Origin of the sequence: Pedobacter sp. V48 (assembly GCF_000523515.1) — a bacterium.
Lineage (GTDB): Bacteria > Bacteroidota > Bacteroidia > Sphingobacteriales > Sphingobacteriaceae > Pedobacter.
The window spans coordinates 133945-159998 of record NZ_AWRU01000033.1 but is presented as its reverse complement, the minus strand read 5'-3'; the positions used below and the strand labels follow the sequence as shown (position 1 = coordinate 159998).

The following is a 26054-nucleotide window of genomic DNA, read 5'->3' as shown; positions in this document are numbered from 1 at the left end:
TGAATTTTGTGCAGTGTATCATGATTTATACACTCAATTGAAGCCGACTTGAGCATTCAGGGAGGTTTGTAATCATATAATTATATTCATGAAAAAGATACAATTTTTAATAGTTGTACTACTATATACTTTTTTCTCTGCAACTGGTTTTGCTGCTGAACTAATAGAATTGAAAGGTAAAGTAGTGGATGCTGAAACCCAGCAACCGTTACCAGGGGCATCGATTTTAATTCCAGACCTTCGGGTTTCTGTAATGACAAATGAATCGGGTGAATTTACCTTAAAGAATGTGCCCGCCCGCGGGAGCTTCCTTGTACAGATTAGATACGTCGGTTATCAAACAATAACCCAAACTGTCGACTTTAAGAATGTAGGGTCGATGGAATTTGCGTTAAAATCAAGCGTAATCGAGGGGAGGGAAGTAGTTATAACAGGGTCGGCAAATAGTTCCGATAACAAAAAAAACAGCACTTCTATAGCAACGGTAAGCAAGGCCGATTTACTGTATCGTCCTTCAACCAACTTAATAGATGCCATATCCCGTACACCAGGCATATCTCAAATCACAACTGGCGCCGGAATATCAAAACCTGTTATCCGTGGCTTAAGCTACAATAGAGTAGTTACGCTAAATAATGGTGTTAAGCAACAAGGGCAACAATGGGGAGATGAGCACGGAATTGAAATTGATCAATACAGTGCAGACAGGGTTGAAGTGTTAAAGGGCCCGGCAAGTTTAATGTATGGATCTGACGCTTTAGGCGGGGTTATTAATATCCTTGATGCGCTACCGGCTCCAGAAGGAACCATAAAAGGAGAGTTTTTAACAAATTATGCCACAAACAATGGTTTGACAGGTAGCTCGCTAATGCTTCAAGGTAACGAAAACGGATTYRWWKWKAGAKNCAWNGARGYNCKKRKRWRRRKRCTTATTCTTATCAAACCCCAACAGAATATGTTCCCAACTCAGGATTCAATGAATCTAACTTTGAAGGGCAGATCGGGTTAAATAAAAGATGGGGTTATGCGCATTTAGATGCATCGAGCTTCCGCACTAATATTGGGTTCTATGAGCCAGCGCGAAATGAAGATGGGCAACTTGTAAACGAAGATGGAGCTCCATTTACAGATGAGCAGAATAAAGACAGGACGCTAGCATTTCCAAAACAAGATGTCCGTCATTATAAAGTTGCCTTAAACAGTAATATTTTATTAGGTGAAGGTAGTCTAAAAGCAACTTTGGGCTATCAGCATAATTTAAGAAGAGAACTGGAGGCGGCAGAGGAGGATCCTGCTTTGTTTTTAAATAGTTATACCTACAGCTATGATTTAAAATACTCTTTCAATGAAGTGAATGGCTGGGCTCCTGTAGTAGGTGTTTCAGGCGAATTCATTCATAGCTTAAATACAGGGGGGCAGGAGCAGCTAATCCCAGATTTTGATAGTCAGGCATTTGGAGGGTTTGCTTTTGTTAAGAAAACATGGGACAAAAACACTTTTAACATTGGTGCCAGGTTTGATTATAGAAAAATGACCGGCAAAGATTTTCATACTGATGATGTAGATTTTAGTGCATTTAGCAATAAGTTTTCACACATTACCGGCGCCCTTGGCTATACCCATGAATTTAATGATGCATTAAGTTTTAAGGCAAATGCCGGAAGCGCTTTTAGAGCACCAAATATTGCAGAGTTATCATCTAATGGCGTACATGAAGGCGTATTTCGTTATGAGGTAGGTAACCCAAACCTTAAGCCGGAGCAGAGTTATCAGTTTGATGCATCTTTTGATTATGAGAACAAATATCTAAGTGCCAGTTTAGGTGGTTTTGCAAATTATATCAATGATTATATCTATTATAATACCAGCGGGGAGTCGAAAGAAGTGGATGGCAGAAATTTCCCAGTCTACAACTTTGTTCAAGATAATGCCTTTTTAAGAGGTATCGAGGCCTCCTTAACGTTACATCCAGTAAGTTTTATTCACTTAGAGAATGGATTCTCCTTTACAAGAGCCACCAATCGCACTACCAAGGAATCTTTGCCCTTTATTCCTGCGGCAACTTTACGCAATGAATTGCGCTTTGAGCCAAAAATAAATGGCACCGAGCATTCTTATCTTTCTGTTGGTATTGATAATTTCTTTAAACAGAGTAAAATTGACAGTTTCGAACAGCCCTCATCTGGCTATACGCTTCTAAATGCAGCAATTGGAACAACCGTTAAGTTGAGTAAAACTCAAGAGATTACGATTTATATTGCAGGTAAAAACTTGCTGGACAAAGCTTATTATGATCATTTAAGTCGATTCAAGCCCGGAAGGTTAAGTGATGAAGACCCAACTCTTGGTATTTATAATCAGGGGCGAAATGTCACTTTTGGGGTGAACATCCCGTTTACTTTAAAAAAGTAACACATTGATGAAGAAAATAAGAGAGGGGCTAATTTTGATATTTGCCCCTCTCTTATTTTTAAGTTATCATACTCCCTTATATACACTTAGAAACTGTACCGATTTTTGTATTTCTACGGAAAGTAACCTGTCATTTTCATGGGCCGGAATTTCTTGTCTGAAAGCAAAAATCAACTTCTCCAGTTCAGGAGACGTTCTAAGAGGTCTTCTAAATTCTAAAGCCTGCGCAGCGGTTAACAGCTCAATTGCCAGAATTCTTTCTAAGTTATTTACAACCCTCAAGCATTTAGTGGCTGCATTTGCGCCCATGCTCACATGATCCTCCTGCCCGTTGCTAGAGACAATGCTATCTACGGATGCGGGTGTGCATAGTTGCTTGTTCTCGCTGGCAATGGAGGCCGCAGTATATTGCGTTATCATCAGCCCTGAATTTAACCCTGCATTTTTAACCAAAAAAGGGGGTAAACCTCTTTGTCCGGAGATCAATTGAAAAGTTCTTCTTTCGGAGATTGATCCAAACTCTGCTAAAGCAAGACACATAAAATCCAGCGTTAAGGCCAATGGTTGCCCATGGAAATTGCCGGCAGAAATGATTCTGTCCTCATCTGGAAAGACATTCGGATTGTCTGTTACTGAGTTAATCTCCGTTTCAAAAACAGATTGTATATAATTGATGCTGTCTTTACTTGCTCCATGGACCTGGGGTACACACCTAAACGAATAAGGATCTTGCGTTTGTTTACCGGCCTGTTTAATCAACTCACTCCCTTTTAACCAATTGCTAATACTAGCAGCAGTTTGAAGCTGGCCTACATGAGGTCTTATAAGGTGACTAAGGTCATCAAACGGATCTATTCTGCAATCAAAACTATCAATTGAAATGGCAGCTATGGCATCCGCCCACTTTGCAAGATGTTGTGCTTTAGAAATGCAGTAAATCCCATAGGCACTCATAAATTGAGTGCCATTTATTAGCGCTAACCCTTCTTTCGATTGTAGAACAAGTGGCTGCCAACCTAATGTAAGGTACAAATCGGCGGTAGCAGTCTTTTCTCCTTTATAAATTACACTACCTTCACCTATTAGTGGTAAAGCAAGATGTGCCAGAGGAGCTAAATCTCCAGATGCACCTAAAGATCCCTGGGTATAGATTACAGGTAGAATGTCGTTATTGTAAAAGGAGATAAGTCTTTGAACTGTAGTTAACGCTATTGCAGAATGTCCATAACTGAGCGATTGTATTTTCAGTAAAAGCATTAGCCTTACAATTGCTGCAGGAACTTCTTCTCCCGTACCACATGCATGAGATAGAAGTAGGTTATGCTGTAATTGACATAGCATTTCGGCCTCGATTTTTACATTTTGTAAGTATCCAAAACCCGTATTTATTCCATATATCGGAGCGTCATTGTGATTTAGTTTATCGTCCAAATACTTTCTGCACTTTTCAATTCTTTCAATAGCACTGTCAGATAGTTCGATGGTTTGCTTTTCGGCGATGACTTTTGTGATCTGGGCAAGGCATAACCTTTCCTGACCTAAATAATGAATGCTCATTCTTTGTTTATATTTTAGCAAAATTATAAATAATGCTTAAGTTTAGAACTTTCACTACCTTATTATTGTTTCATTTTAAAACTAACCTATGTTAAAAACAATCTCCTTATCCTTCTTTCTTTTATTCTGTGCAGCAACTTCAGTATTTGCTCAAAAAACCGATACGATTTCCATCAACTTAGAAAATGTTAAATATGCTTATCCTGTAAAATATTTTGCCGTTAATACAGAGGGGCAAGACCTTCGCATGGCTTATATGGATATCCCTCCAACCCAACTTACAAACGGAAGAACTGTGGTGTTGTTTCATGGTAAAAACTTTGGAGGATATTACTGGACAAATGTTATAAAAGCACTAACAAGCAGAGGATTTAGGGTTATTGTGCCTGATCAGATTGGATTTGGGAAGTCGTCAAAAGCCTTTCTCCACTATAGTTTTCATCAAATGGCCCAATGGAATAAAGAGTTGTTAGATGGTTTAGGTATTACAAAAGTTAGTGTTCTGGGTCATTCAATGGGAGGTATGCTGGCTACCCGATTTGCACTAATGTATCCTGAAAAAACTGAAAAGCTATTGCTTGAAAATCCTATTGGATTAGAAGATTATCGTCGTTTTATACCTTATTCGAGTACAGAAGAGCAGTATAAAAGGGAATTAACGGCAACCGCTGAAAGCATTAGAAAATACTATCAAGGTTCATACTTTACTGTTTGGAAAGCGGAGTATGAGGAACTAGTCCGGATTGCCGGGGGAGTAACCTATAGTGGTGATTTTCCACGTTGGGCAAAAGTTGCAGCCATGACATATACGATGATTTATGAACAGCCGGTAGTTTATGAATTCTATAACATTAAGGTGCCAACAGTACTGTTTATTGGTAAGGAAGATAAGACTATAGTTGGGAAGGGACTGCTTAGTCCTGATCAACAGGCGTTATACGGACAATACAAACTTTTGGGTAAACAGACTGCTGCTAAAATACCAGGTGCGAAAATTATCGAATTCGAAGCTTGTGGGCATATCCCGCATATAGAAATATCTACTGAATTTAATGTAGCGCTATTGGGTAGCCTATAATGTTTTCTTTGCCGGATCCTGTAAAAATATTTTAGATAAGGTGTCGTATAGTTCAGGATGTTTTGCATTGAACTGTTCAGGCTTTTCAAAGAAATATTCTGAAACTACGGCAAAAAATTCTGCTTCATTGGTTATGGCATAGGGATTAATATCTGATTTGCCATTTTCAATACGCCGTATCTCCTCATGGATCATTTTAACCCATGGAATGGTATACTCGTGTTTCAATAAGTGCTCAGGTACTCCATCGGTTGCTCCGTCAGACTTGTCCAGCAAATGAACAAACTCATGAATTGCAGTGTTCTCTTTATCTGCACTATTTGAAAAACCTTGAAGAAGGGCAGATCTCGATAAGATCATCTGCCCATTCATAAATCCATTACCTACCATACCCATAACCCTTCTTTCCTCACCTTCGTATTGAAATTCAGTATTAAAGGTGTCTGGATATAAAACTACACTGCTTAAATTATTATACTTCCAGTTATCAAAGCCAAAGACCGGAATAATGGCACTCGAAGCAATTAAAATTTTATCTAAAACGGTGATGTCTGTTCCAACACCTTCAATTCGGACATAGCTTAAAAACTCGGAAAGTTTCTGTTCAAATCTGGGTTTATCATCCACTTCCAGTTGCTGATAATAGCTTACGTTTTTAAATAGCAACTGTTTATCTCCCTCGCTTAAGTTTACATAATTATGGCGGTTATCTTTTCTAAGTATAAAATAAACTACCAGAAGTAATATTGGGATAAGAATAAATAAACCTTCCATTTATTATGCTTCCAGAATTTCTAATTGGGTAATCACCTGGTCTTGAGTAACTGGATAGGGAACATCATTAACAACACTCTGATAAACCGCCTCGAATAATGACAGGTAGCTTCCTCTTAAAGAAGGTACTGCGTGTACCGTTTTATTTCCTTGCTCATCAATTAATGTCAATTTGCCTTCTTTTCCTTCAGGTTCAATTCCATAGGAAGCGTCAGAAAGCTTCATTCTTTTTAACAGTTGTTCTTCTTGAATATCGGTTCTTTCTTTATGTAAAGAACCTTTTTCTCCATGTAAAACGAAAGCAGGTAATGCATCAACTAATAATAAATTAGAATGAACAAAAACATTCACACTATTTGGATAGCCTAAATGGATAGAAAAGTAATCATCAACTTTAGTATCCTTACGGTTTTTACCTAAAATTTTATGGAATGTCTCGGGTTTCCCGAATATACTAATCGCCTGATCTAATAAATGAGGTCCCAGATCATACATCAATCCACTTGCTGCTATAGGTTCCTCTTTAAAGGTCTTAGGCCCAATCGCTAATCTGTATCTGTCGTAACGGAAGTGAACTTCGTTCAGTTTTCCTAATTTTCCGCTTTCTATTACTTCACGTACAGCTGTATAATCGCTATCCCATCTTCTATTTTGGTAGAAAAATATTTTTTTACCCATACGATCGGCCAATTCAAAAAGTTCTTTTGCTTCTGTAGATGTGGCAGTGAATGGTTTCTCGACTAAGATATGCTTTCCAGCACTTAGCGATTTGGTCGCATAGTCAAAATGAGTATAATTCGGCGTGTTTATAATGATAAGTTCAATAGCCTCATCAGCTATTAAATCGTCTATTGTATTATAACTAATTACACCCGGATAATCATCCGCGGCTTGTTTTTGGTTGCGTTCAGTTACAGCATGTAATTTAAAACCTGGGTGTGCATCAACAAAAGGGGCATGAAATACCTTTCCAGACATTCCGTAGGCCATTAAGCCTGTTATAATTTTTTTTTCCATTTTAATATAAATTTCCTTTTAATTCTTCGAAGCTATTATAACCTCCGTAACATTGTGCTAAAAATAAGAAATCACTTTACTAAACGCTTAATATTATTGTAATAAAGCTTCATGTCTAATTGTATCTTTGTAATATGAAACCTGCAGAAATACATGCGAAATGGAAAATTTTGCAACAAAAGATAGCACAGGAATTTGATTCTGATGTACCTGATCTAAAAGTTATACTGTTTTTGATTGGTGTTCAAGAGTTAGGAAAAGGTCCTGGGAAATATAGTAAACGTCAAAAAGAGGAGCTAATGCATATTGCAACCTGTCGTTTATTAAGTGAAATGGGATTCTACGAGTTAGAAGGATTGGACCAGGACGGATGGCCTCATTGGAAACTTGTAAAGCCGGTTCCTTCGTTTGCAATGATGGAGCAGGAATTACTTCTTAAATCCCTTGCTATACATTATTTTGAAGATATCTACCAATAGGAAGAATATCATAAAAAGTAAAAAACCCGAAGTACATAGTACGACGGGTTTTTATTTTATAGGTAGATGTAAATGTTCTTATTTGCCTTGTTGTTGAGCTTCTTTTTTCAATTGATCGTTAGCAACGATAACAACCTCAACTCTACGGTTAGCAGCTCTTCCTTCTTCAGTCGCATTGTCAGCAATTGGTTCAGAAAAACCTTTACCTAAAGTGATTAAGCGTGATGATGGAACACCTTGAGAAACTGCATACGCTTTAACAGCTGCTGCTCTTCTTTCAGATAATGCCATGTTATAGGTTTCAGTACCCTTGTTGTCAGTATGACCAATAACTTTAATGTCAGTTCCAGGATATTGATTTATTGACCCAGCTAATGATTTAATATTTGTTTTAGCCTGAGCAGTTAAATCTGATTTGTCAAAACCAAAAAGAATACCACTATCAAACTTAACGATAATACCTTCACCCTCACGGATAACTTCAGCATTCGGGATAGCATTCTGTATTTCAGCAGCTTGTTTATCCATCCTTTTACCAATAAATCCACCGGCAGTACCACCAACTGCAGCACCAATAATAGCACCTACCGCTGTATTACCCGCTTTTTTACCGATAATAGCAMMRATCRSAMSASCSKCNTGYAGSKMNAAKASYRGCTCCTTTTTGTGTTTTTGTTAAACTATCGCAACCTTGAAATGCCATTGCACCAAGAGAAAGAGCGATACTAAATGTTGCTATTTTAAATTTTGAAGTAATCATAATATAATTGTTTGTTTTACTTTGACCCTAACTCAAACCTAATGCCAGTTTTATTGTTTCTTATTTTTATTGTCCTGCACCGTCAATTTTTGCAAACATAAATGTTACAAAAGGACAATGGCGTATTTTAATTTGTATGAAAGCGACCAAAATTCAGTACAACCACCTATTATTCTGAAAAATATTCTTCTAATTCTTTCAAAGTGTTTTCATCTGTAAGAAAATCTTTAATTACCAGGCCTTTTTCTAAAAGAATAATCCTGTCACAAACGTCTGTAACGTGATTTAAGTCGTGACTGGATATTAGCGTTGTCATTTTATGCTCCTGCTTCAAATTTTTAATTAATGATTTTAGCCGAATTTGAGTAGTGGGGTCAAGATTAGCAAAAGGCTCATCCAATATTAGCAGTTCAGGGTTTTGCATAAGCGCTGCGGCAATGCCGATCTTATTTTGATTGCCTTTTGAAAAATCGCGGATGTATTTGCCTTTATTAAGGATTTCATCATTAAAGAATTCAATGTATTGATTTAGATAATCCATTACATGGGCCGGGCTAAAGTTATGCAGGCCTCCAATAAAAGTAAAATACTCTTCGGCAGTTAAATAATCTATCAGAAAACCCTCATCAAGGTAAGATGCTGTGTAGTCTTTCCATTTATCATGTTTTGCAACATTCTCTCCTTTGGATAGGATTTGACCTGCATTTGGGCGAATCAGATCAAGTAGCATTCGGAATAGCGTTGTTTTTCCTGCTCCGTTATTTCCTACCAGGCCGATGGTTTCTCCGGCATTGATCTGTAATTGCTCAATATTTACGACGGTTTTATTCCCGTATATCTTTTTTAGATTTGAAATTTCTAGCATCATGGTTATTCTCTAAAGCCTTCGGCAATGTTATATTTTCTCTTATTAAATTGATTCACTAAAAAGGTTACCCAAAATTCGCGGGTTAATAGTGCAGCAGCTCCTAATGCTCCCAACGCAGCAAGTCCCCAATAAGGACGATCTACAAAGAAGAAAGGTAAGAATATTACATAAGGTAGCAGGAAATAAGGTAATCCTAAAACCCACTGACTTGCACCTACTCCCTGAAAATTAAATGTTGCAGCTTTAGTCAGGTCTATTGCCCTATAGTTTCGGGTTGCAAAATAGAGTACTATTATAGTTCCAATCCCAATATTATACAAATAGGCGGCAAACTGAACGGCCAAAATCTTCCAGCTGATAAACCCGTAAAGACTTATGATCAATGTGGTAAAACTGGACATTACAGTGAATAGTAAAAATTTAGCTTTAATGAATTTCCTAAAGTCAATTTTGTTAACCAATAACCCATCAAAATGAGCGGCTTGCCAGCCAAACATAAACTGACCATAAATACTAATTACACTGCCAGTCATAAAAACAGCAGCAAACAGCATGGCGGCAAAATTATCATTCTTTAAAAAATCTTTCTTATAAAAAAGAAAGCCATAAAAAACAAAGATCACACACATAATGAGGCTAGATCGCGTCCTTTTATGTCTAAGAATTAATTTTAGCTCTAGGGCAACTAGAGTGCCTATTTCTCCAAAACGACCGAGGATAGGGTAATCCGTACTCGTTTTTTTCTCCTCATTTTTACTTAACTCCTCTGTATATAAGTTATTACGAAGATWSCYKRMRYKAMSMWSWWMYRWTMYTAGSKCAATCCCACTAAACCCCAGGGCAACTAAAGGATGTGAAGCAATCACATTAAATATGCGATTTGATATTGCTGAAATAGAAAACACTCTAAAATACTCTAGCAAGCCAAGTATCAGAATCGAGGCGAGCATAATAGGGATAACCTTTAAGTTGGATATGCTCATTCTCTTAATGTAAAGTGCTGCGTAATTATTGAAGAGTGTAAGGGAAATAATAGAAACAATATACATTGTTGCTACAAATGAACCATGCACATCGGCTATTGCGGTTACACAAAAGGGAACGAATAAGAATAATGGCAGGATATTAAAAGCAGAGAATAATGCCCTTGCATTTAAGAAGTTAACTATGGTTTGTTTTGAAATTTTAAGGTGTAGGTAAGGTATGATACTGAGCGTGGGTAAATCCTGTAACTGAAGCCTCATCATCATTTCAATAGCAAAATAGTATAAAATAAAGCCATTAAATACAACGAAAATATCTTTTCCAGGGAAGGATTTTTCAATCAGAATCTCGAGGCTAAGTCCGGCAATTACTGCTACTGCAAGCAAATACAGAAGGATAAAGCCAATAAAAATTTGTGCAGCAATGGACCCCCCTTTATTCTTAGAGCGCCAAAAGGCTTTCCATTGATGATGTAGAAAAGTGATGAGCATATTAATAATTGTATTTGTTTTTCCAGTTCTGTTTTAGTTTTTCTCTTAATTTTTCCTCAGCCGGATTTTTACCGGGGTCATATAATTTGGTTCCGCTTATTTCTTCCGGAAGGTATTCCTGCGCAGAGAAATTTCCCTCATAAGCGTGTGAATATTGATAGTCTTTACCGTAGCCAATGTTCTTCATCAGCTTAGTTGGTGCGTTCCTGATATGTAATGGGACTGGTAAGTTGCCTGTTTGTTTCACCAAAGCCTGAGCTTTATTTATTGCATCGTAAGAAGCATTGCTTTTTACCGAAGACGCCAGATAGGTGACCGCTTGAGAGAGGATAATCCTGGCCTCAGGATATCCTATCACATTTACTGCCTGAAAGCAATTGTTTGCAAGTAACAATGCGTTTGGATTGGCATTGCCTATATCCTCTGATGAAAGGATCAGGAGCCTTCTGGCAATAAACAAAGGATCTTCGCCACCTTCTATCATTCTGGCCAACCAGTACACAGCTGCATTTGGATCACTACCTCTTATAGATTTAATAAAAGCCGATATAATGTCGTAGTGTTGTTCACCAGCCTTATCATACAAAGCAAGATTCTGTTGTGCATGAGCCAGAACGTTTTCATTGTTCAACGTTAATTTATTACCGCCAATTCCGTTAACTGCAATCTCCAAAACATTTAACAACTTTCTTGCATCTCCACCAGATAACCTGATCAATGCTTCATGCTCTTTAATGGTGATCTTCTTTTCTTTTAAAGCAACATCCTTTTTAATCGCTGTCTGTAATAATCCAGAAAGTTCGTCTTCATCCAACGCTTTTAAAATATAAACCTGGCATCTGGAAAGCAAGGCTGAGATTACCTCAAAAGAAGGGTTTTCTGTTGTGGCTCCTATTAGCGTTACCAGGCCACGTTCCACTGCTCCCAGCAAACTGTCTTGTTGTGATTTGCTAAAGCGATGGATCTCATCAATAAACAAGATGGGTAAGCCCATTAAACTGTTTTTGAGTTGGGCGGCTCTATCTATAACATCTCTTATATCTTTTACTCCGGAATTTATAGCACTAAGATTAAAGAAAGGACGATCAAGTGTTTGAGAAATGATATACGCCAGGGTAGTTTTACCAACACCGGGAGGGCCCCAAAAAATCATTGAGGGTAGCTGTCCGCTTTGTATGGCCTTTCTTAGTACGGCATCAGGCCCTACTAAATGTTTCTGGCCGACATATTCGTCCAAATTTTGCGGACGCATGCGTTCAGCTAAAGGAGGGAGGTTTTGCATAAAAGTAAAGATACAAAACCCCAGTTTAAAATATCATAGTTTTATACTACGATCCTGTGTTTTTAGCAGGCTTTTTCTTCCAGAATTTACGTTTTGGTTTATCTTGACGCATAGGTCTTTCTGAAGATTCAGCTGCACTTTCCAGAGGGGCTTCACCAAGATGTTCTGGTAAAGTCATTCTTTCGATTTGTTTTTCGATCAGTTTTTCAATGCTTGCCAGTTTACGTTTGTCCCTGTTATTAACCAGAGTAATTGCAGTGCCTTTAGTTGCTGCCCTGGCTGTTCTGCCAATACGGTGTACATAGTCCTCCGCATCATGAGGTACATCAAAGTTAATTACCAGATCAATTCCTTCTACATCAATACCACGACTTAGAACATCTGTACCAATTATTATAGGTAGTTGTCTGTTTTTGAATTTTAGTAATATACTTTCTCTTTCCTTTTGACCAAGATCCGAATGAAAAGCTTCAGCTTTCAGTCCCAAATTTCTAAAAACTTTACCCAGGTTTTTTACCTTTTCTTTTGTCGATGCAAAAACAATAATGCTCTTATACTCATCTGTTTTTAAAATAGAGGAAAGCAAAGGCACTTTTTGTTCATCATGTATCAGATAAACCTGTTGTGATATCCCTTCGGCTGGCTTGGATAAGGCTATGTTAATCTGTTCAGGGTGTTTTAGCAGTGTTCCCGCCAGCTTCCTGATTTTTGGAGGCATAGTTGCAGAAAACATTACGGTTTGCCTATTCTCCGGAAGATAGCTTACAATGCGCATAATGTCATCATAAAACCCCATGTCAAGCATCCTGTCTGCTTCATCCAATACCAAATGTTGCAGTTGATCCAGCTTTAAAACACCAGATGAAAGATGAGAAATCAGACGACCAGGAGTTGCAATAATAATATCCACTCCTTCCCGCATAGACCTCTTTTGTTGTTCATAGGCAATCCCGTCACCGCCGCCATATACAGTTAAAGAACTGATGTTTGTGAAGTAAGAAAGGGCTTCAACCTGTAAATCTATTTGTTGAGCAAGCTCACGTGTAGGAGCAAGGATCAAAGTATTGTTGTGACGTTCTTCTGTTCCAGCAATCATATTCATGATTGGCAACAGGTAGGCTCCGGTCTTTCCAGTTCCTGTTTGCGCACAGGCAATTAAATCTTTTTTGCTTAATATTAAAGGAATTGCCTGTTGCTGAATAGGTGTGGCATCACGAAAACCCATTGCTGATAACCCTTCAAATAAATCAGGGTTAAAATTAAAATCTTTAAAATCCAATATACTTTATGTTGTTTGCATTATCCGTATAAAAGTAACCTTTTTCTGCCACACATCAAACGGTTTTCTCTTCAACCTGAATTAGCTTTTTCATCTCCAAATTTCCATTGTATTGCGCACCGAATTCTATCTCCAGTGTTTCAGTTTTAATATCACCGTTTACTCTCCCTGTTTTTTTAATTTCAAGTTGGCTAACCTTTACTTTTCCGTTTACCGTTCCGTAAATAATTGCCGAGGTAGTTTCAATATCACCTACAATAATGCCCTTTTCGCCCAAAATAATGCCATTTCCAGTTTTTACATTTCCTGTTACCTTGCCGTCAATTCTTATAACCGATGTTCCTGTAAGCTCTCCTGTAACAACAAAACCGTCGCCTATTAATGTCGAAATTTCCTGTTGATTGATGTCTGGTATCTGAGACTGTTTGGTTTTCTTAAACATTATTCTAGTGTTAAAAAAGATCTGGGATTGATTATTTTACCGTTCTTATGGATTTCGTAATGTAAATGCGGACCTGTAGACCTGCCTGTAGAACCAATTTTTCCTATGTCATCGCCTGCTTTTACCTGCGCTCCTTCGCTAATTAATATCCTTGACAAATGACCATAATAGGTCTCAAATCCATTACCATGATTGATCACAATACAATTGCCATATCCTCCTCTTCGGCCAGCATAGGTTACCTTTCCGCTTGCTGTACTTTTAACTATCTCACCTCGTTTTCCTCTAAAATCTAATCCTTTATGTGTCTCTACATTTTCGCCGGTAAAGGGGTTTTCACGATGGCCATAACCAGAAGTAATGGCCCCGAAATGAGGATAACCCATTGGGGTAAAAGCAACATAGTCAATCATCTTATTAAGGTATCCTTCATAGAACTTACCAATTTCCTCAACCGAAAGAATATCAGAATTCCCTTCACCGCCTTCGTTTTTAACAATGGTTTTTAGACCTCTTGCTTTTAGAAATTTATTTATAGTAAGCAACTTCTTGTCGATCGACTCGTAGTGTTTTTTTAATGCAGAAGTATCTAGAGTTGTAGCTTCTTTTTTATTCGCCTGTAATTGTTTGCTCAGGAGTTCTTTTGATGATTCAACTAATGTCATGTTGTATGACAGATAGATTATCATTCCCAGCAAAAAAACAAAAGTACCCAATAGTCCAAATACATATTTTTTCCAATGTAAAATATAGCTGCTTGGAACCTGTATTGGCTTATTGGAGTTTTGATTGTTGTCTACAAAGATGATGGTTGTTCTATCCTTCTTCCTTGCCATAATTTAAGAATTTAAAATTTGTACGGATGCAAATATATCATTTTCAGGTTTATATAAAAGCATCCATATAAATTGGCAAAGACATTAATGTTACTTTTTCTTTTCGGCGTAACCGAATACTTTCTGTAACAGAAGGGTAGATCTGGCTGCTATATTGTCTCTAATCTTCAGTTCTTCCTGGGCAACCTGTATAAACATCCCGTCTATGGCTTTCTGTGCTACATAGTCTGAAAGGTCTGTAGATACCGGTTTTACCAAAGGAATTTTATTATATTGATTGGCAGCATCACCCCAATATTTTGTTGCACCAACCTTATTCAAACTTGTTGTAATAACAGGCTTAAATTTTTCCATCAGTTGAGCTGTAGTTACTCTTTTAAAATAGTTAGTTGCAGCATCTTTGCTTCCAAAAAGGATGTTAGTAGCATCAGCAATAGTCATTTGTTTTATTGCAGATATGAATATTGGTTTAGCTTCTTTGGCTGCATCCTCTGCTGCACGGTTTAAGCTGGTAATTACATTATCTGCAAGAGAACCTAAGCCAACACTGCGAAGTGTTTTCTCTACTTTTTGTGCTTCAGGAGGAAAAAGGATCTTAACGGCCATATTGCCTAAAAACCCATCCTTTGCTGAAAGCAAATCTGCACCATGCGATGTGCCCAATTCCAAAGCTTGCTTAATTCCTAAGCCCATTTCACTTGTTGTTGGAGTACCGCCTGTTTGGACCTGATTTAATATCTTTCCAATTTGAGCCTGGCTCTGTACATCACAACTGCTTAATGTTATGGCCGCTAATGCTAGTAGATAAATTTTATTTTTTTTCATTCAATGCTGTCTTGTCCTCCAAACTTAGCAAATCTTTGGCCAATAATTTTGCTGATTTAGCTAATTTGATGAATTCAGACCTATAGCCTTCATTATCATTCCCCATCGCTTTTTGGGCATTACGGATTACCTGATCAAAGTTTGAGTTCTGACGGAAATCGGATTCCCTTAGCAACATCCCAAATTCCGCAACCGCAGCACTAAACCTAAAGTTGTTAGAGGTTTTGTGAAAGGGAATTCTATTGTCAATTACTGGTTGTTCAATTAGCTTGCTCGCATTCCCATCTGGTTGTTTATAACGAAGTTTAACAGTTAACAATTCCTTATTATTTCCCGAAATAACAGGTTTGTCGTTTTTCTGGTATTTCAAATCATCAATACTACCCGAAAAAATGCTCGTTACACCAACAGGTACAACTTCATACAATGCCGTTACTGTATGGCCAGAGCCAAGTTCACCTGCGTCCTTCTGATCATCATTAAAGTCTTTGGCTTTTAGCATACGGTTTTCATAGCCAATTAATCTGTAGGATTGTACTCTCGATGGATTAAATTCTATTTGTAACTTTACATCTTTAGCTATGGTAAATAATGTTCCGCCAAATTCATTTACTAAAACTTTCCTTGCTTCGGTGATATTGTCTATATAGGCATAGTTCCCATTCCCTTTATTTGCAAGCACTTCCATTTTACTATCCTTGTAATTTCCCATTCCGTAGCCAAGAGTGGTTAAAAAGATTCCGCTTTTGCGTTTTTTCTCAATGAGCTTTTCCATATCATCATCACTCGATGCACCCACATTAAAATCACCATCGGTAGCTAAAATCACCCTGTTGTTTCCGCCTTTTATGAAATTTTCTGAAGCCACCTTATAAGCCAGTTCAATACCTTGCCCGCCAGCTGTCGATCCACCTGCACTAAGTTTATCCAGTGCATCTTTAATTTTGATCTTCTGATCGCCAGGAGTAGATGGTAAAACCAAACCCGCGTTACCAGCATAAACTACAATGGCTACTTTATCTGAAGATCTAAGCTGTTCAGTTAATAATTTAAATGACGACACGAGTAAAGGAAGTTTATTTGCCTGGGCCATTGATCCAGACACATCAATAAGGAAAACCAAATTCGAAGCAGGCAATTTCTCAGTAGAAATTTTACGGCCCTGTAAGCCAATCTTTACCAGTTTATGCATTGTGTTCCAGGGAGCATCAGCTATTTCCGTTACAATATTAATGGGATCTTTACCTTTTGGCTGTGGATAATCGTAGTCAAAATAATTTACCATTTCTTCTATTCTTACAGCATCAGCAGGAGGTAGACCGCCATTGTTGATAAACCGACGTATGTTGGTATATGATGCAGCATCTACGTCAATAGAGAATGTTGAAAGTGGGTTTTTTATGGCGTTTCTGAATTGATTTTCGTTAATTGAAGCATAAGATTCTGATGATTCATTAACGGGTAACGAGTTCATTACAACGGTCGATTGACTGATGCCTCTTATATGAACCGCTCCTCTTAATCCCGGAGCTGCCATTGCCTTTTTGTCATAACCTACTATAACTTCTTCTTTCAAAGAGGCACTCTCGTTTTCCAATTTAACATTTAAAACAGTACCGTTAATTTTTAACGTTAAAGGTTTATAGCCTATATATTCAAATGTTAAAGTTTGTTCGTTTTCCGGAACTGAAATGGTATAAAACCCACTTTTATTAGTTGATGCACTAATCTTTTTGTCATATGAAAACACAGTAACTCCCGCGAGAGGTGTTTTGTCATTTCTGTCAGTCACTATTCCCCTAATGGTCTTAACCGAATTTCTGGGAGCTTTGAATGCGGTAAACAGTAAAACAATAAATATTGGTAACAATAGCTTTTTCATAATCGTCTGTTTTTCTAAATGATGTAAGCTTTGCAGAAATTCCACACCARWKWCKARRARYAWNNNNATACTTGAGAAAATTATACCTGAAAGACCCTTTGAAGTTCATAAAGAATAACGCCAAAATCCAGGAGCAGGACGACGCTGCTTTAATTACACGCTATAGGCAAAGCGGTGATCTGGAACCATTGGGTATACTTTATAACAAGTATATGCACCTAGTATTTGGTGTGTGTTTAAACTATTTAAAAGACGAGGAGCAAAGTAAAGATGCAGTAATGCAGATTTTCGAAGAACTTGTTGTTAAGCTCAAAATTCACGAAGTACAGAACTTTAAAAGTTGGTTACATGTATTATCTCGTAACCATTGCTTAATGGCCCTTCGTAAGAATTCAAAAAATACAACCGTTTCATTAGAAGATACTTTTGTGGAAAACACAGATTTTGTGCATCTTGATATTGATGATACAAAAGAGACGAAACTTACCGTTATGGAAAAGTGTATGGAAACGCTTCCCGAAGAACAACGTGTAAGTGTAGACTTGTTCTATTTGCAAGAGAAATGTTATAAAGAAGTAGCAGATATTACCGGTTACGATATGTTAAAAGTTAAGAGCTATATCCAGAACGGTAAAAGGAACTTAAAAATTTGTATAGAAAAGAATAGTGGTGAATAACGATTGGTTAGATATAGGAGTTTTAGAAGATTATCTTGATGGTAAGCTTGATGCAAAGACTATGAACAGGGTTGAGCGTGAAGCGCTCGAAGATCCTTTTGTGGCAGAAGCATTGGCTGGCTTAAGCATGTCGCCTAAGCGATCTCTTGAATCCCTTTCTTTGCTTCAAAAGCAATTACATGAACGTGTTGCTGAGCATCATTCTGCCAAAAAAGCAACAGTAATAACCTGGCAACGCCTAAGTATTGCCGCTGCGGCTGCTGTCATATTTATATCTGTTGGAATTATTTTCTGGATGAAACAGGTGAATTATCAGGAGATGGCATCTAAAAGACCTAAAAAGATTGATGTAAACATAGCTCCAAAACCGAGTAGTGATAGTGTGATCGAAAATGCAGATGCTGTAGCAACACTTAAAACCGAAAGTGCAGATAAAGCCTCTACTGAAATTGATAAAGCAATAAAAGCAGCCAAGACCAATAGCTATGCTGCCAATTCAAAGGCTAAATCAAAATCCATAGCAAACAGTACTGAACCAACGCCGATTGCTGAGGCAACTGTAGCAGCTGCGCCGGCTTCAGCTGCAAGGGTGTCAAATGATTCAAGCGCCGCATTAANNWTGAMSWTSYTGTTGCTGCTTACGGGAAAAAAACTACTAAGCAAGCCTTAGGTGCACCTGGAGTAAAAGGCACCCTGAGAATAAGAGGACTGTCAAGTATTAAGGCAGATTATGATAATCCTGCAGCGGTGAGATTCACAATCGACAGTAAAGATACTAATGATATTCCAGTTGCCGTTGTAAATCAGTTTGCGCAAGGGGTATCAACAAAATCATCTAGAACGCCTTATCCAGCAATTGGATGGTCAAAGTTCAATAGTTATCTGACAGAAAAAAACAGCTATATAGCAGATGCGAAGAAAGGCCAGTCTGCTGAATTCAGGTTTGAAATAAAAGATCTCAGGCCTATAAATGTTGCCGTGATACGCGGCTTTTCAGAAAGATTCGATGAGGAGGTTATTCGCCTGATACAAATCGGGTCAGATTGGGATGTGCAGGACACTGCACATCCGATCGTATTTCTTACAATTGAGTATTAAAAAAACAAATGTATAATTCCGTAAACAATTGCAGCTAGTGTTGCAGAAACCGGAATAGTCAATACCCATGCCCAAAGTAAGCTAACGGTAACTCCCCAGCGTACTGCCGATACTCTTTTTAATAAACCAACACCTACAATTGAACCTGTAATGGTGTGGGTTGTAGAAACCGGGATACCAAAGTGTTCTGTAATACCTAAGGTTACTGCACCTGCAGATTCTGCCGCTACACCCTCAAAAGCATTTACTTTAGTGATTTTAGAACCCATTGTTTTTACAATTTTCCATCCACCACTCATGGTACCTAATGCAATTGCAGCATAACACGAAATAGGAATCCATTCAGGCATTGCATCTCCGGTGTGTAATACATTTGCCGCAACCATAGAAACATAAATGATCCCCATTACTTTTTGAGCATCATTACCACCATGAGTAAAGCTTAATGCAGCTGAAGAGATCAGCTGTAGTCTTTTAAACCATTTCTCAGCTACAGAAGGCCGGGCATTTTTAGATATGTGTAAAATGATAATGGATATAATAACCGATATCACCATACCAATAACCGGTGCCAGAACTATAAACGCAACAACTTTTAAAATTGGAGCAAGGTTAATGGCCGACATCACGCTTGCACCTACTGTAGCTGCTTTTGCCATACCAGCTCCAGCAAAACCACCAATTAAGGTATGCGAAGAACTTGAAGGGATACCAAACCACCAGGTAAAAAGATTCCAGGTAATGGCAGCGATAAGACCTGCCAGGATAACCTCAAGTGTTATAAAATTCTCGACAACAGTTTTGGCTATAGTATTAGCCACTTTATGATCTGTAAAGTAAAAATAGGCGGCAAAGTTAAATACTGCTGCCCATAGCACTGCCTGAAAAGGAGAAAGCACTTTTGTAGAAACGATGGTAGCAATTGAATTTGCTGCATCGTGAAAGCCATTTATATAATCGAATCCTATTGCCAGGATGATTACAACAACCAATAAGGTAGTTACCATTTTTTGAAGGTTTAAGCGTTCTTTACCAAAATAGATTCCAGCACATTAGCCGCATCTTCACATTTATCAGTAGCCATTTCAAGAGTTTGAAGAACCTCTTTTTGTTTGATCAATTCAATTGCGTTGGTTTCAAATTCAAACAAACGTGCAATTGCTAAATTGCAAACATAGTCAGCCTGATTTTCGCCGCTGTTAATCCTTACACAGGCATCAGCGATAACACGAATATTTTTAAAACTTCTTAATTCTTTAATTGCTTTATCCAAATCGGTACACATTTCTACCAATAGCTCAGCAAGTTTGATCATTGCATCGCCAACATTTTTAACATTGTATAATTCAATGTTACTAGCCGAGGCATGAATGTAATCTGCAATATCATCAACTGCACTGGCCAGCGCATGGATATCTTCCCTATCGAAAGGAGTGATGAAGTTCTTGCTAAGTTCAAGGAAAATCGAGTGGGTAATGTCGTCACCTACGTGCTCTAAACGCTCAACTTCCTTAATGTATTCTTTTCTTTTTTCTGTATCGGTTGCACTTAATGCCAGCAATAGAGCTTCAGAAATTTTCAATACGTTACTTCCAGCCTGTTCAAATAGCGGTTGGAACTTTTTGTCTTTAGGGGTGAAGAACTTAAAAATACTATTCATCTTTTATAAAATATGCTACAAAAGTATGAGTACAATGTTAAGTTAATGTTAAGTGTTAAGTTTTTTTAACTAAGCGAATTATGATTAGCCAACCTTTTCAAGTGTAAAGGCAAATGTTGTTCCGATCTGTAAAGTACTTCTTACAGATATGATTTGCTGATGGGCCTCAAGTATGTGTTTTACAATAGCCAATCCAAGTCCGGTACCACCTTCTTCTCTTGATCTGTGCGAATCAATTCTATAAAAACGCTCAAATAAGCGGGGTAGGTGTTTTTCGTCAATGCCAATCCCATCATCAGTTACCTCGATCAGATACTGGTCATGAAGTTCAAAGATTTTTATAGCGGTTGAACCACCATGTTCTCTGCCGTATTTTAGTGAATTCTGGATCAGGTTAATCATAACCTGTCTGATTTTTTCTCTATCCGCATTAACAAATGCAGCGTGGGTATATTTTTCTTTAAATGACAGTGTAATCTCTCTGAGTTTTGCTTTGTCTTCTAGACCTTCCATTACCTCCTTAGCCAGCAGTACAAAGTCAAATTTCTCATAGTTAATTGGAATCTCGCCTGTTTCTAATTTGGAGATAGAGTCAAGATCGTTAATTAAATAACTTAACCTTTCGACATTCTTACCTGCCTTTGTTAAAAATTTTGCAGCCATCTCAGGATCATCTACTAGGCAATCCTGCAAGGTATCTATATAGCCCTGTATGGCAAAAAGAGGCGTTTTAAACTCATGTGAAACGTTAGACAGGAATTCTCTTCTGAATTGTTCCTGTTTCTTTAAAACATCAATTTCACGCTTTTTTGCCCCTGCCCATTCTTTAACTTCTTGTTCAACATCGTTAATTGGATCAGAGCTTACATATTCTCCAAGGGCATCTTTAAGGTCCTTGCCCAATTTTAAATTGTGAATAAGCTTATATATAAGAACTATTTTAGAGTAGATGTATTTTTCGAGGAGGTAGTAGAAAACAATGAAACATGTTAAAAACGACACGCCAAAAGACATCAGCATAAAATACCAGCTATGCTGAAAGTAGAAATTTACAAGACCTATCGAAATACCAACTGCTAATGCTGCAATTAAAACTAATACACTTAATTTCATTCTTTTACTCAAATTAACTGTAAGATAGAGCGCTTACAGGTTGCAGGCAATTTACAATTATTTTATTTCATTCCGGCCCACTCATCATAAAACTGATCAAGATATTCTTGCATAAAATTATGACGTTTTTGAGCTATGTTTTTTCCTGCCGGAGTTTTCATTAAATCCTTAAGTAAAAAGAGTTTTTCGTAGAAATGGTTAATGGTAGGTCCCGTACTATTTTTATATTCCTCCTTACTCATATTCAGGTTCGGCTTAACCTCCGGATCGTAAAGCACCCGGTTTTTATATCCTCCATAAGTAAATGCACGGGCAATTCCGATGGCGCCTATAGCATCCAGCCTGTCGGCATCCTGAACAATATCAAGTTCTTTTGAGTGAAATGTAACAGTGCCTAAGCTCGCTTTATAGCTTAGGTTGATGATGATCTGTTTTACGTGTTCAATGACTAAAGAATCTACGTTAATACTTTCAAGGAAATCGCCAGCTATTCGTGGGCCGATTTCCTCATCACCATCATTAAATTTAGGATCTGCAATATCGTGCAGCAAAGCTGCAAGCGCAACAATTAATTCATCGCCTTTTTCTTGCGCATTTATTGTTAGAGCTGTTTTGTAAACGCGTTCTATATGAAACCAATCGTGGCCTGCTTCTGCATCTGCAAGTGTTTCCCTAACAAATTGAATAGTTTTTTCGATTATTGGATCCATTGGCTTATTCCTTAATGAGCCTTTCACCCTCAGGTCTTCTCGTGCCGTCATACAATTCATACTCGAGCATGCGACAGTCTAGTTTTCCATTATAGAATTCTATTTTACGCGTGGCTTTTAGTCCGATCTTTTTGGCCAGATCAGGGTTTCCTGTAAAGATATAGCCAAAATATCCTTTGCATTCCTGCTTCATAAAATCCCCCATACGCTTGTAAGTTAATTCCAGTTTAGAATGTACACCTAAGCGCTCGCCATATTCCGGATTAAATACTACTACGCCTTTGCCTCCTTCGGGAACTTGCGTTTCAGCGAAATCACATACCTCGAAAGTGATCAAAGTATCTACACCTGCTGTTTTAGCATTTTTACGACTTACATCTACAGCGTCTTCAGAAATATCAGTAGCGATGATCTGCAGATCAGCATTTTTTACAACCTGATCTTTCAGGATTCTTCTTTCTGCAAAAAATACTTGTTCATCGTAGCCAATAATGTGCATAAAGCCATAATTCATTCTAAATAAGCCTGGTCTGCGATTGGTTGCAATAAGAGCAGCTTCAATGGCCAGCGTACCGGAACCACACATTGGGTTTACGAAAGGAGACTTCTGATCCCATTTGGTGCCTAATACCGTTGCTGCGGCAAGCGCCTCTAACATTGGAGCTTTTCCCGGGATTTTACGATATCCGTGTTTAGCAAGTGTCTCTCCAGAAGTATCAATAAATACGTCGGCATCATTATCTTTCCAGTATAAATGGATTACAGCCTTATTGGCATCGGATCCGGAATTCGGACGGATACCTTTTTTGTCTTTAATGCGGTCAACTATTGCATCTTTTACCTTTAAGTTGGCAAAAAGAGGAGTGGTAATAGTTGGGTTATCCACATTTGAGGTAACGGAAAAATAACCTGAAAAATCAATTAACTCTTCCCATGGCATATCTGCCATTTCGCGGTAAAGCTCTTCCGGATTTCCAGCTTTAAAACTCTTTAAGCAGTATAAAATCTGGCTGGCGCACCTTAAATTCAAATTTAATCGAATACATTCAGACAAAGTGATGTCTAATTCTAAGCCTGTAGGGAAATCCCTTACTATGTCATAGCCAAGGGCTTTAACTTCATCTAGTAAATACGGCGACAGACGCTTGTTGCAGGTTATGATAACCTTACTTTTTGTGTGGAAAACTTGCATAATTAATTGTACGAAGTTATCAATAAAAATATAGAGATTTGAACTTCGTAGTAGAATAAAATAGTATTTGTTATGGAATTAAAAGGAAAAGTGCATGAAATTGGTGCATTACAGCAGGTGAGTGAGACTTTTAAGAAACGCGACCTTATCATAGAATATGCAGAAAACCCTACTTATCCTGAATACATCAGGTTTGAGGCTTTACAAGATAAAACAGCTTTGTTTGATAGCTTAAAACCAGGCGATGATGTAGAAGTAGCATTTAATTTACGTGGTCGTCCGTGGACTGATAAAGCCGGAAAAACATCTTATTTTAACAGTCTAGTAGTATGGCGTATTAATGCTTTAACAAACAGTGCAGCGGCATCTACACCAGAATATGCTCCGCCAGCTGATTTAAACAGCGCACCGGGCGAGGAAGATGATCTTCCTTTTTAAAGATCTTTTTTAAATAAACAAATTGACCACCGTGCCGTCCTGATTCAGGGCGGCACTTTTTTTTACACAGTTCGTAGTTCATAGGAGATTGCCCGGGTCAACTTTAGGCCTGCGTTAACACTGGTTCGAGACTTCTTCGGAAAAAGGTACCTGTTTTCCAAAGCAATCTTCTTCCAGTCCTTATTCTGCCCAACACCAGGTGCCAACTTGAATATATCAAAGACCGAATCATCGTAAGCAAGCCTTGGAGGGGGCAGGGTAAGTAGAAATGGAAGTAGATATTGCCCGGTTTGACTGTTAAAATTTGTTAAATTAAAGCTTTTGTGTTAATGCTTCGTTAATTTTGAATATCCGATATGAAAAAAAGAAGCCTTTGGTTAATCACCGGCCTTATGACCATAGCTTTGCTTGGGGTGTTTATAATGCAATTGTATTATATAAGGGAGGCTTATAATCTTAAATCACAGCTTTTTGAACAGGATGTAAATCAAGCACTTAACAGCGTAGTTAATAAAGTGCAGAAACGTAATGCCGCACTTTACATTACTAAAAGAGACCAGCAGCTGGAGCGAGATCGTGAAGCGGAAGTTCGTAGTCAGGCACAACAGCTGGTAGAATACAAGGAACGCTTTAAAGATCAGGAGCAAAAGCGATTGCTTGAGCAGCGGAAATTAATTGTTGCGGACTTAAACCAGAATGATTTAGAGATTAAGAAGTCGTATGCTAATCCGATTCTGATTACCGAAGCTGAATACCTTGCGGCATCTGATTTAAATAATCCATTGCAATCGCCAGTGCACGTTGATGTGAATGTGGGTTTAGATGCCTATGGAAACCTGATCAACGGACAGTTCAGATCAACCTTTGTCCCGCAGGAAACAAAATCATTCATTATTGCATCTAATCAGTTACCCGATACAATCAGGTACCATGCCGTTAACCCCGCAACAGGAAAAAGTGTGCTCATTAGCGTACCCACAGTGAGTAATGAGCTATCACGTAAATTTCAATTTGAAAATAACCTTGCCAAAAGAAGGTATGATGATGGACTGAGCAGGTTGATGTCTGATACTATTCCTTTAAAAAGCGATTCTGATATCCTAACTCAGGTTAAAGATGTAGCTCAGGAGATGAGAGAAGCGAATGTACCGCTCAGCAAGATGATATCGAAGGAAAGTCTGGATACCTTAATCCAAAAAGAACTTCTAAATAGAAATATAACGCTGAATTATGATTTCTGGGTCAGCCTTGCAGAAAAGGACTCACTGGTATATGTAAAAGCTTCGACCAATATCGATAATGTGTTGCCAAAAAATACCTTCAAGGCTACTCTTTATAGTTATATTATTAGAGATCCGGGAATGCTTTATATTAGCTTTCCCGACAAAAATTCTTTAATTCTTAGCAACATGTGGGCTACCATGGCCTCTTCTGCTGCCCTGTTATTTGTATTGATCTTCATTTTTGCCTATACCATTTATGCAATAATGAAGCAAAAGAAAATCTCGGAAATGAAAACGGATTTCATTAATAACATGACTCACGAATTTAAGACTCCGGTAGCCACAATTATGATTGCCAGCGAGGCTCTCAAAGATCCGGAGATCGTTGAAGATAAAAACCGCATTAGTAGATTAGCGGGTATTATATATGACGAAAATGTTCGTCTCGGGAATCATATAGAACGGGTTTTAAGTATTGCAAGATTAGAGAAAAAAGAGCTTAAACTGGAGCAGAGTGAGGTTGATGTTAATGATGTAGTTGCTGCAGTTGTAGATAGTATGGAGCTTCAGTTACAAAAAAGAAATGCTGCAGTTAACCTGAACCTTAAAGCCGAAAAATCTCTTATTTACGGTGATGAACTGCATCTCTCTAACGTAATTTACAATCTGGTAGATAACGCAAATAAATATAGTGGAGATATCCCTAAAATAAATATAAGTACAAGAAATACAGGTAAACACCTGATTATTGAAGTTTCTGATCAAGGAATAGGGATGACTAAAGATCAGACCAAGCGTATTTTTGACCAGTTTTATAGGGTGCCAACGGGTAACTTACATGATGTAAAAGGCTTTGGTTTAGGATTGAACTATGTGCAGGACATCATTAACCAGATGGGTGGAACAATAAAGGTGCATAGTGAAAAGGATAAAGGAACTGTATTTGAAATAAGCTTACCATTAAACCATAATTAACG

At 37.9% G+C, this 26054-nt stretch carries 22 protein-coding genes and 3 pseudogenes; 8 read left to right on the top strand and 17 right to left on the bottom strand.

The features are described from left to right. The first annotated feature begins 88 nt into the window (after positions 1-88). Together N824_RS35280 and N824_RS35275 are read left to right on the top strand one after the other, a co-directional pair. A pseudogene (locus N824_RS35280) lies at positions 89-1009 on the top strand (TonB-dependent receptor plug domain-containing protein). Beyond that, positions 892-2412: pseudogene (locus N824_RS35275) on the top strand (TonB-dependent receptor domain-containing protein). Before N824_RS35280 ends, N824_RS35275 begins: the two co-directional pseudogenes overlap by 118 nt. A 66-nt stretch (positions 2413-2478) precedes the next feature. Here the strand turns inward: N824_RS35275 and hutH are convergent. Beyond that, complete coding sequence (gene hutH / locus N824_RS25050; protein ID WP_048907848.1) at positions 2479-3969, bottom strand: histidine ammonia-lyase; 1491 nt, start codon at positions 3967-3969, stop codon at positions 2479-2481. Between the two features lie 88 nt (positions 3970-4057). On the opposite strand from hutH, the gene N824_RS25045 reads away from it, so the two are divergent. Then, positions 4058-5047 (top strand): alpha/beta fold hydrolase, encoded by a 990-nt coding sequence (locus tag N824_RS25045; RefSeq protein ID WP_048907847.1) that lies wholly within the window; start codon positions 4058-4060, stop codon positions 5045-5047. On the opposite strand, the gene N824_RS25040 is transcribed toward N824_RS25045, so the two are convergent. Next, positions 5042-5821, bottom strand: coding sequence for a zinc-dependent peptidase (locus N824_RS25040; protein WP_048907846.1), 780 nt, complete (start codon positions 5819-5821; stop codon positions 5042-5044). The two genes, N824_RS25045 and N824_RS25040, sit on opposite strands and share 6 nt — an antisense overlap. A gap of 3 nt (positions 5822-5824) precedes the next feature. Continuing rightward, complete coding sequence (locus N824_RS25035; protein WP_048907845.1) at positions 5825-6838, bottom strand: Gfo/Idh/MocA family oxidoreductase; 1014 nt, start codon at positions 6836-6838, stop codon at positions 5825-5827. Between the two features lie 134 nt (positions 6839-6972). On the opposite strand from N824_RS25035, the gene N824_RS25030 reads away from it, so the two are divergent. Next, positions 6973-7317: a hypothetical protein gene (locus N824_RS25030; protein WP_048907844.1), complete on the top strand. Its 345-nt coding sequence runs from the start codon at positions 6973-6975 to the stop codon at positions 7315-7317. Between the two features lie 78 nt (positions 7318-7395). Here N824_RS25030 and N824_RS25025 read toward each other — a convergent pair whose 3' ends face one another. The 9 genes and pseudogenes from N824_RS25025 to N824_RS24985 all read right to left on the bottom strand — a co-directional run bounded on the left by N824_RS25025 (position 7396) and on the right by N824_RS24985 (position 16966). Beyond that, entirely contained in the window at positions 7396-7845 is a 450-nt protein-coding gene (locus N824_RS25025; protein WP_306413932.1) for an OmpA family protein, read from the bottom strand. Positions 7846-8246: 401 nt separating this feature from the next. Further along, positions 8247-8945 carry an ABC transporter ATP-binding protein gene (locus tag N824_RS25020; protein ID WP_084498447.1) on the bottom strand — a complete coding sequence of 233 codons (699 nt, stop codon included), beginning with the start codon at positions 8943-8945 and terminating at the stop codon, positions 8247-8249. Positions 8946-8947: 2 nt separating this feature from the next. Further along, positions 8948-10420: pseudogene (locus tag N824_RS25015) on the bottom strand (DUF5687 family protein). A 1-nt stretch (position 10421) separates the two neighbouring features. Next, a complete protein-coding gene (locus N824_RS25010; RefSeq protein ID WP_048907842.1) occupies positions 10422-11702 on the bottom strand; it encodes a replication-associated recombination protein A in 1281 nt (426 codons plus the stop codon). Between the two features lie 46 nt (positions 11703-11748). Further along, entirely contained in the window at positions 11749-12981 is a 1233-nt protein-coding gene (locus N824_RS25005; RefSeq protein WP_048907841.1) for a DEAD/DEAH box helicase, read from the bottom strand. A gap of 55 nt (positions 12982-13036) precedes the next feature. Continuing rightward, positions 13037-13423 (bottom strand): polymer-forming cytoskeletal protein, encoded by a 387-nt coding sequence (locus N824_RS25000; RefSeq protein WP_048907840.1) that lies wholly within the window; start codon positions 13421-13423, stop codon positions 13037-13039. Continuing rightward, positions 13423-14259 carry a M23 family metallopeptidase gene (locus tag N824_RS24995; protein WP_048907839.1) on the bottom strand — a complete coding sequence of 279 codons (837 nt, stop codon included), beginning with the start codon at positions 14257-14259 and terminating at the stop codon, positions 13423-13425. The genes N824_RS25000 and N824_RS24995 overlap by 1 nt, the downstream gene beginning before the upstream one ends. Positions 14260-14349: 90 nt before the next feature. Beyond that, on the bottom strand, positions 14350-15084 hold the full coding sequence (locus tag N824_RS24990) for a DUF4197 domain-containing protein (RefSeq protein ID WP_048907838.1): 735 nt from the start codon (positions 15082-15084) through the stop codon (positions 14350-14352). Then, positions 15071-16966 (bottom strand): von Willebrand factor type A domain-containing protein, encoded by a 1896-nt coding sequence (locus N824_RS24985; RefSeq protein ID WP_048907837.1) that lies wholly within the window; start codon positions 16964-16966, stop codon positions 15071-15073. Before N824_RS24985 ends, N824_RS24990 begins: the two co-directional genes overlap by 14 nt. A gap of 98 nt (positions 16967-17064) precedes the next feature. Here N824_RS24985 and N824_RS24980 point away from each other — a divergent pair, with 98 nt between their 5' ends. Both N824_RS24980 and N824_RS24970 read left to right on the top strand, forming a co-directional pair. Further along, positions 17065-17643 carry an RNA polymerase sigma factor gene (locus N824_RS24980; RefSeq protein WP_048907836.1) on the top strand — a complete coding sequence of 193 codons (579 nt, stop codon included), beginning with the start codon at positions 17065-17067 and terminating at the stop codon, positions 17641-17643. A gap of 747 nt (positions 17644-18390) precedes the next feature. After that, positions 18391-18741: a hypothetical protein gene (locus N824_RS24970; RefSeq protein WP_048907834.1), complete on the top strand. Its 351-nt coding sequence runs from the start codon at positions 18391-18393 to the stop codon at positions 18739-18741. Here N824_RS24970 and N824_RS24965 read toward each other — a convergent pair. From N824_RS24965 to N824_RS24945, 5 genes are all read right to left on the bottom strand, one after another. Beyond that, positions 18738-19748, bottom strand: a complete 1011-nt coding sequence (locus N824_RS24965; protein ID WP_048907833.1) for an inorganic phosphate transporter — start codon at positions 19746-19748, stop codon at positions 18738-18740. The genes N824_RS24970 and N824_RS24965 overlap by 4 nt on opposite strands. Before the next feature lie 11 nt (positions 19749-19759). After that, a complete protein-coding gene (locus N824_RS24960) occupies positions 19760-20401 on the bottom strand; it encodes a DUF47 domain-containing protein (protein WP_048907832.1) in 642 nt (213 codons plus the stop codon). Between the two features lie 84 nt (positions 20402-20485). Further along, on the bottom strand, positions 20486-21514 hold the full coding sequence (locus tag N824_RS24955; RefSeq protein ID WP_048907831.1) for a cell wall metabolism sensor histidine kinase WalK: 1029 nt from the start codon (positions 21512-21514) through the stop codon (positions 20486-20488). Between the two features lie 62 nt (positions 21515-21576). Further along, positions 21577-22224 (bottom strand): HD domain-containing protein, encoded by a 648-nt coding sequence (locus N824_RS24950; protein WP_048907922.1) that lies wholly within the window; start codon positions 22222-22224, stop codon positions 21577-21579. A gap of 4 nt (positions 22225-22228) precedes the next feature. Next, the gene (locus N824_RS24945) at positions 22229-23416 is read right to left on the bottom strand and encodes a class I SAM-dependent RNA methyltransferase (protein WP_048907830.1); all 1188 of its coding nucleotides are present in this window, start codon (positions 23414-23416) and stop codon (positions 22229-22231) included. A gap of 72 nt (positions 23417-23488) precedes the next feature. Between N824_RS24945 and N824_RS24940 the strand changes: the two genes are divergently transcribed. Next, a complete protein-coding gene (locus N824_RS24940; protein ID WP_048907829.1) occupies positions 23489-23854 on the top strand; it encodes a DUF3127 domain-containing protein in 366 nt (121 codons plus the stop codon). 356 nt (positions 23855-24210) lie between these two features. Further along, positions 24211-26052 carry a sensor histidine kinase KdpD gene (locus N824_RS24935; protein ID WP_048907828.1) on the top strand — a complete coding sequence of 614 codons (1842 nt, stop codon included), beginning with the start codon at positions 24211-24213 and terminating at the stop codon, positions 26050-26052. The last annotated feature ends 2 nt before the right edge of the window (positions 26053-26054 follow it).

Coding starts and splice junctions, on each gene's coding strand:
- N824_RS24940 (WP_048907829.1), top strand. CDS start 23,489: ATGGAATTAAAAGGAAAAGTGCATGAAATTGGTGCATTACAGCAGGTG.
- N824_RS25010 (WP_048907842.1), bottom strand. CDS start 11,702: ATGCAAAACCTCCCTCCTTTAGCTGAACGCATGCGTCCGCAAAATTTG.
- N824_RS25040 (WP_048907846.1), bottom strand. CDS start 5,821: ATGGAAGGTTTATTTATTCTTATCCCAATATTACTTCTGGTAGTTTAT.
- N824_RS24945 (WP_048907830.1), bottom strand. CDS start 23,416: ATGCAAGTTTTCCACACAAAAAGTAAGGTTATCATAACCTGCAACAAG.
- N824_RS24955 (WP_048907831.1), bottom strand. CDS start 21,514: ATGAAATTAAGTGTATTAGTTTTAATTGCAGCATTAGCAGTTGGTATT.
- N824_RS25045 (WP_048907847.1), top strand. CDS start 4,058: ATGTTAAAAACAATCTCCTTATCCTTCTTTCTTTTATTCTGTGCAGCA.
- N824_RS24960 (WP_048907832.1), bottom strand. CDS start 20,401: ATGAATAGTATTTTTAAGTTCTTCACCCCTAAAGACAAAAAGTTCCAA.
- N824_RS24950 (WP_048907922.1), bottom strand. CDS start 22,224: ATGGATCCAATAATCGAAAAAACTATTCAATTTGTTAGGGAAACACTT.
- N824_RS25025 (WP_306413932.1), bottom strand. CDS start 7,845: ATGGATAAACAAGCTGCTGAAATACAGAATGCTATCCCGAATGCTGAA.
- N824_RS25030 (WP_048907844.1), top strand. CDS start 6,973: ATGAAACCTGCAGAAATACATGCGAAATGGAAAATTTTGCAACAAAAG.
- N824_RS24965 (WP_048907833.1), bottom strand. CDS start 19,748: ATGGTAACTACCTTATTGGTTGTTGTAATCATCCTGGCAATAGGATTC.
- N824_RS25035 (WP_048907845.1), bottom strand. CDS start 6,838: ATGGAAAAAAAAATTATAACAGGCTTAATGGCCTACGGAATGTCTGGA.
- N824_RS24985 (WP_048907837.1), bottom strand. CDS start 16,966: ATGAAAAAGCTATTGTTACCAATATTTATTGTTTTACTGTTTACCGCA.
- N824_RS24990 (WP_048907838.1), bottom strand. CDS start 15,084: ATGAAAAAAAATAAAATTTATCTACTAGCATTAGCGGCCATAACATTA.
- N824_RS25000 (WP_048907840.1), bottom strand. CDS start 13,423: ATGTTTAAGAAAACCAAACAGTCTCAGATACCAGACATCAATCAACAG.
- N824_RS24935 (WP_048907828.1), top strand. CDS start 24,211: ATGAAAAAAAGAAGCCTTTGGTTAATCACCGGCCTTATGACCATAGCT.
- N824_RS24995 (WP_048907839.1), bottom strand. CDS start 14,259: ATGGCAAGGAAGAAGGATAGAACAACCATCATCTTTGTAGACAACAAT.
- N824_RS25020 (WP_084498447.1), bottom strand. CDS start 8,945: ATGATGCTAGAAATTTCAAATCTAAAAAAGATATACGGGAATAAAACC.
- hutH (WP_048907848.1), bottom strand. CDS start 3,969: ATGAGCATTCATTATTTAGGTCAGGAAAGGTTATGCCTTGCCCAGATC.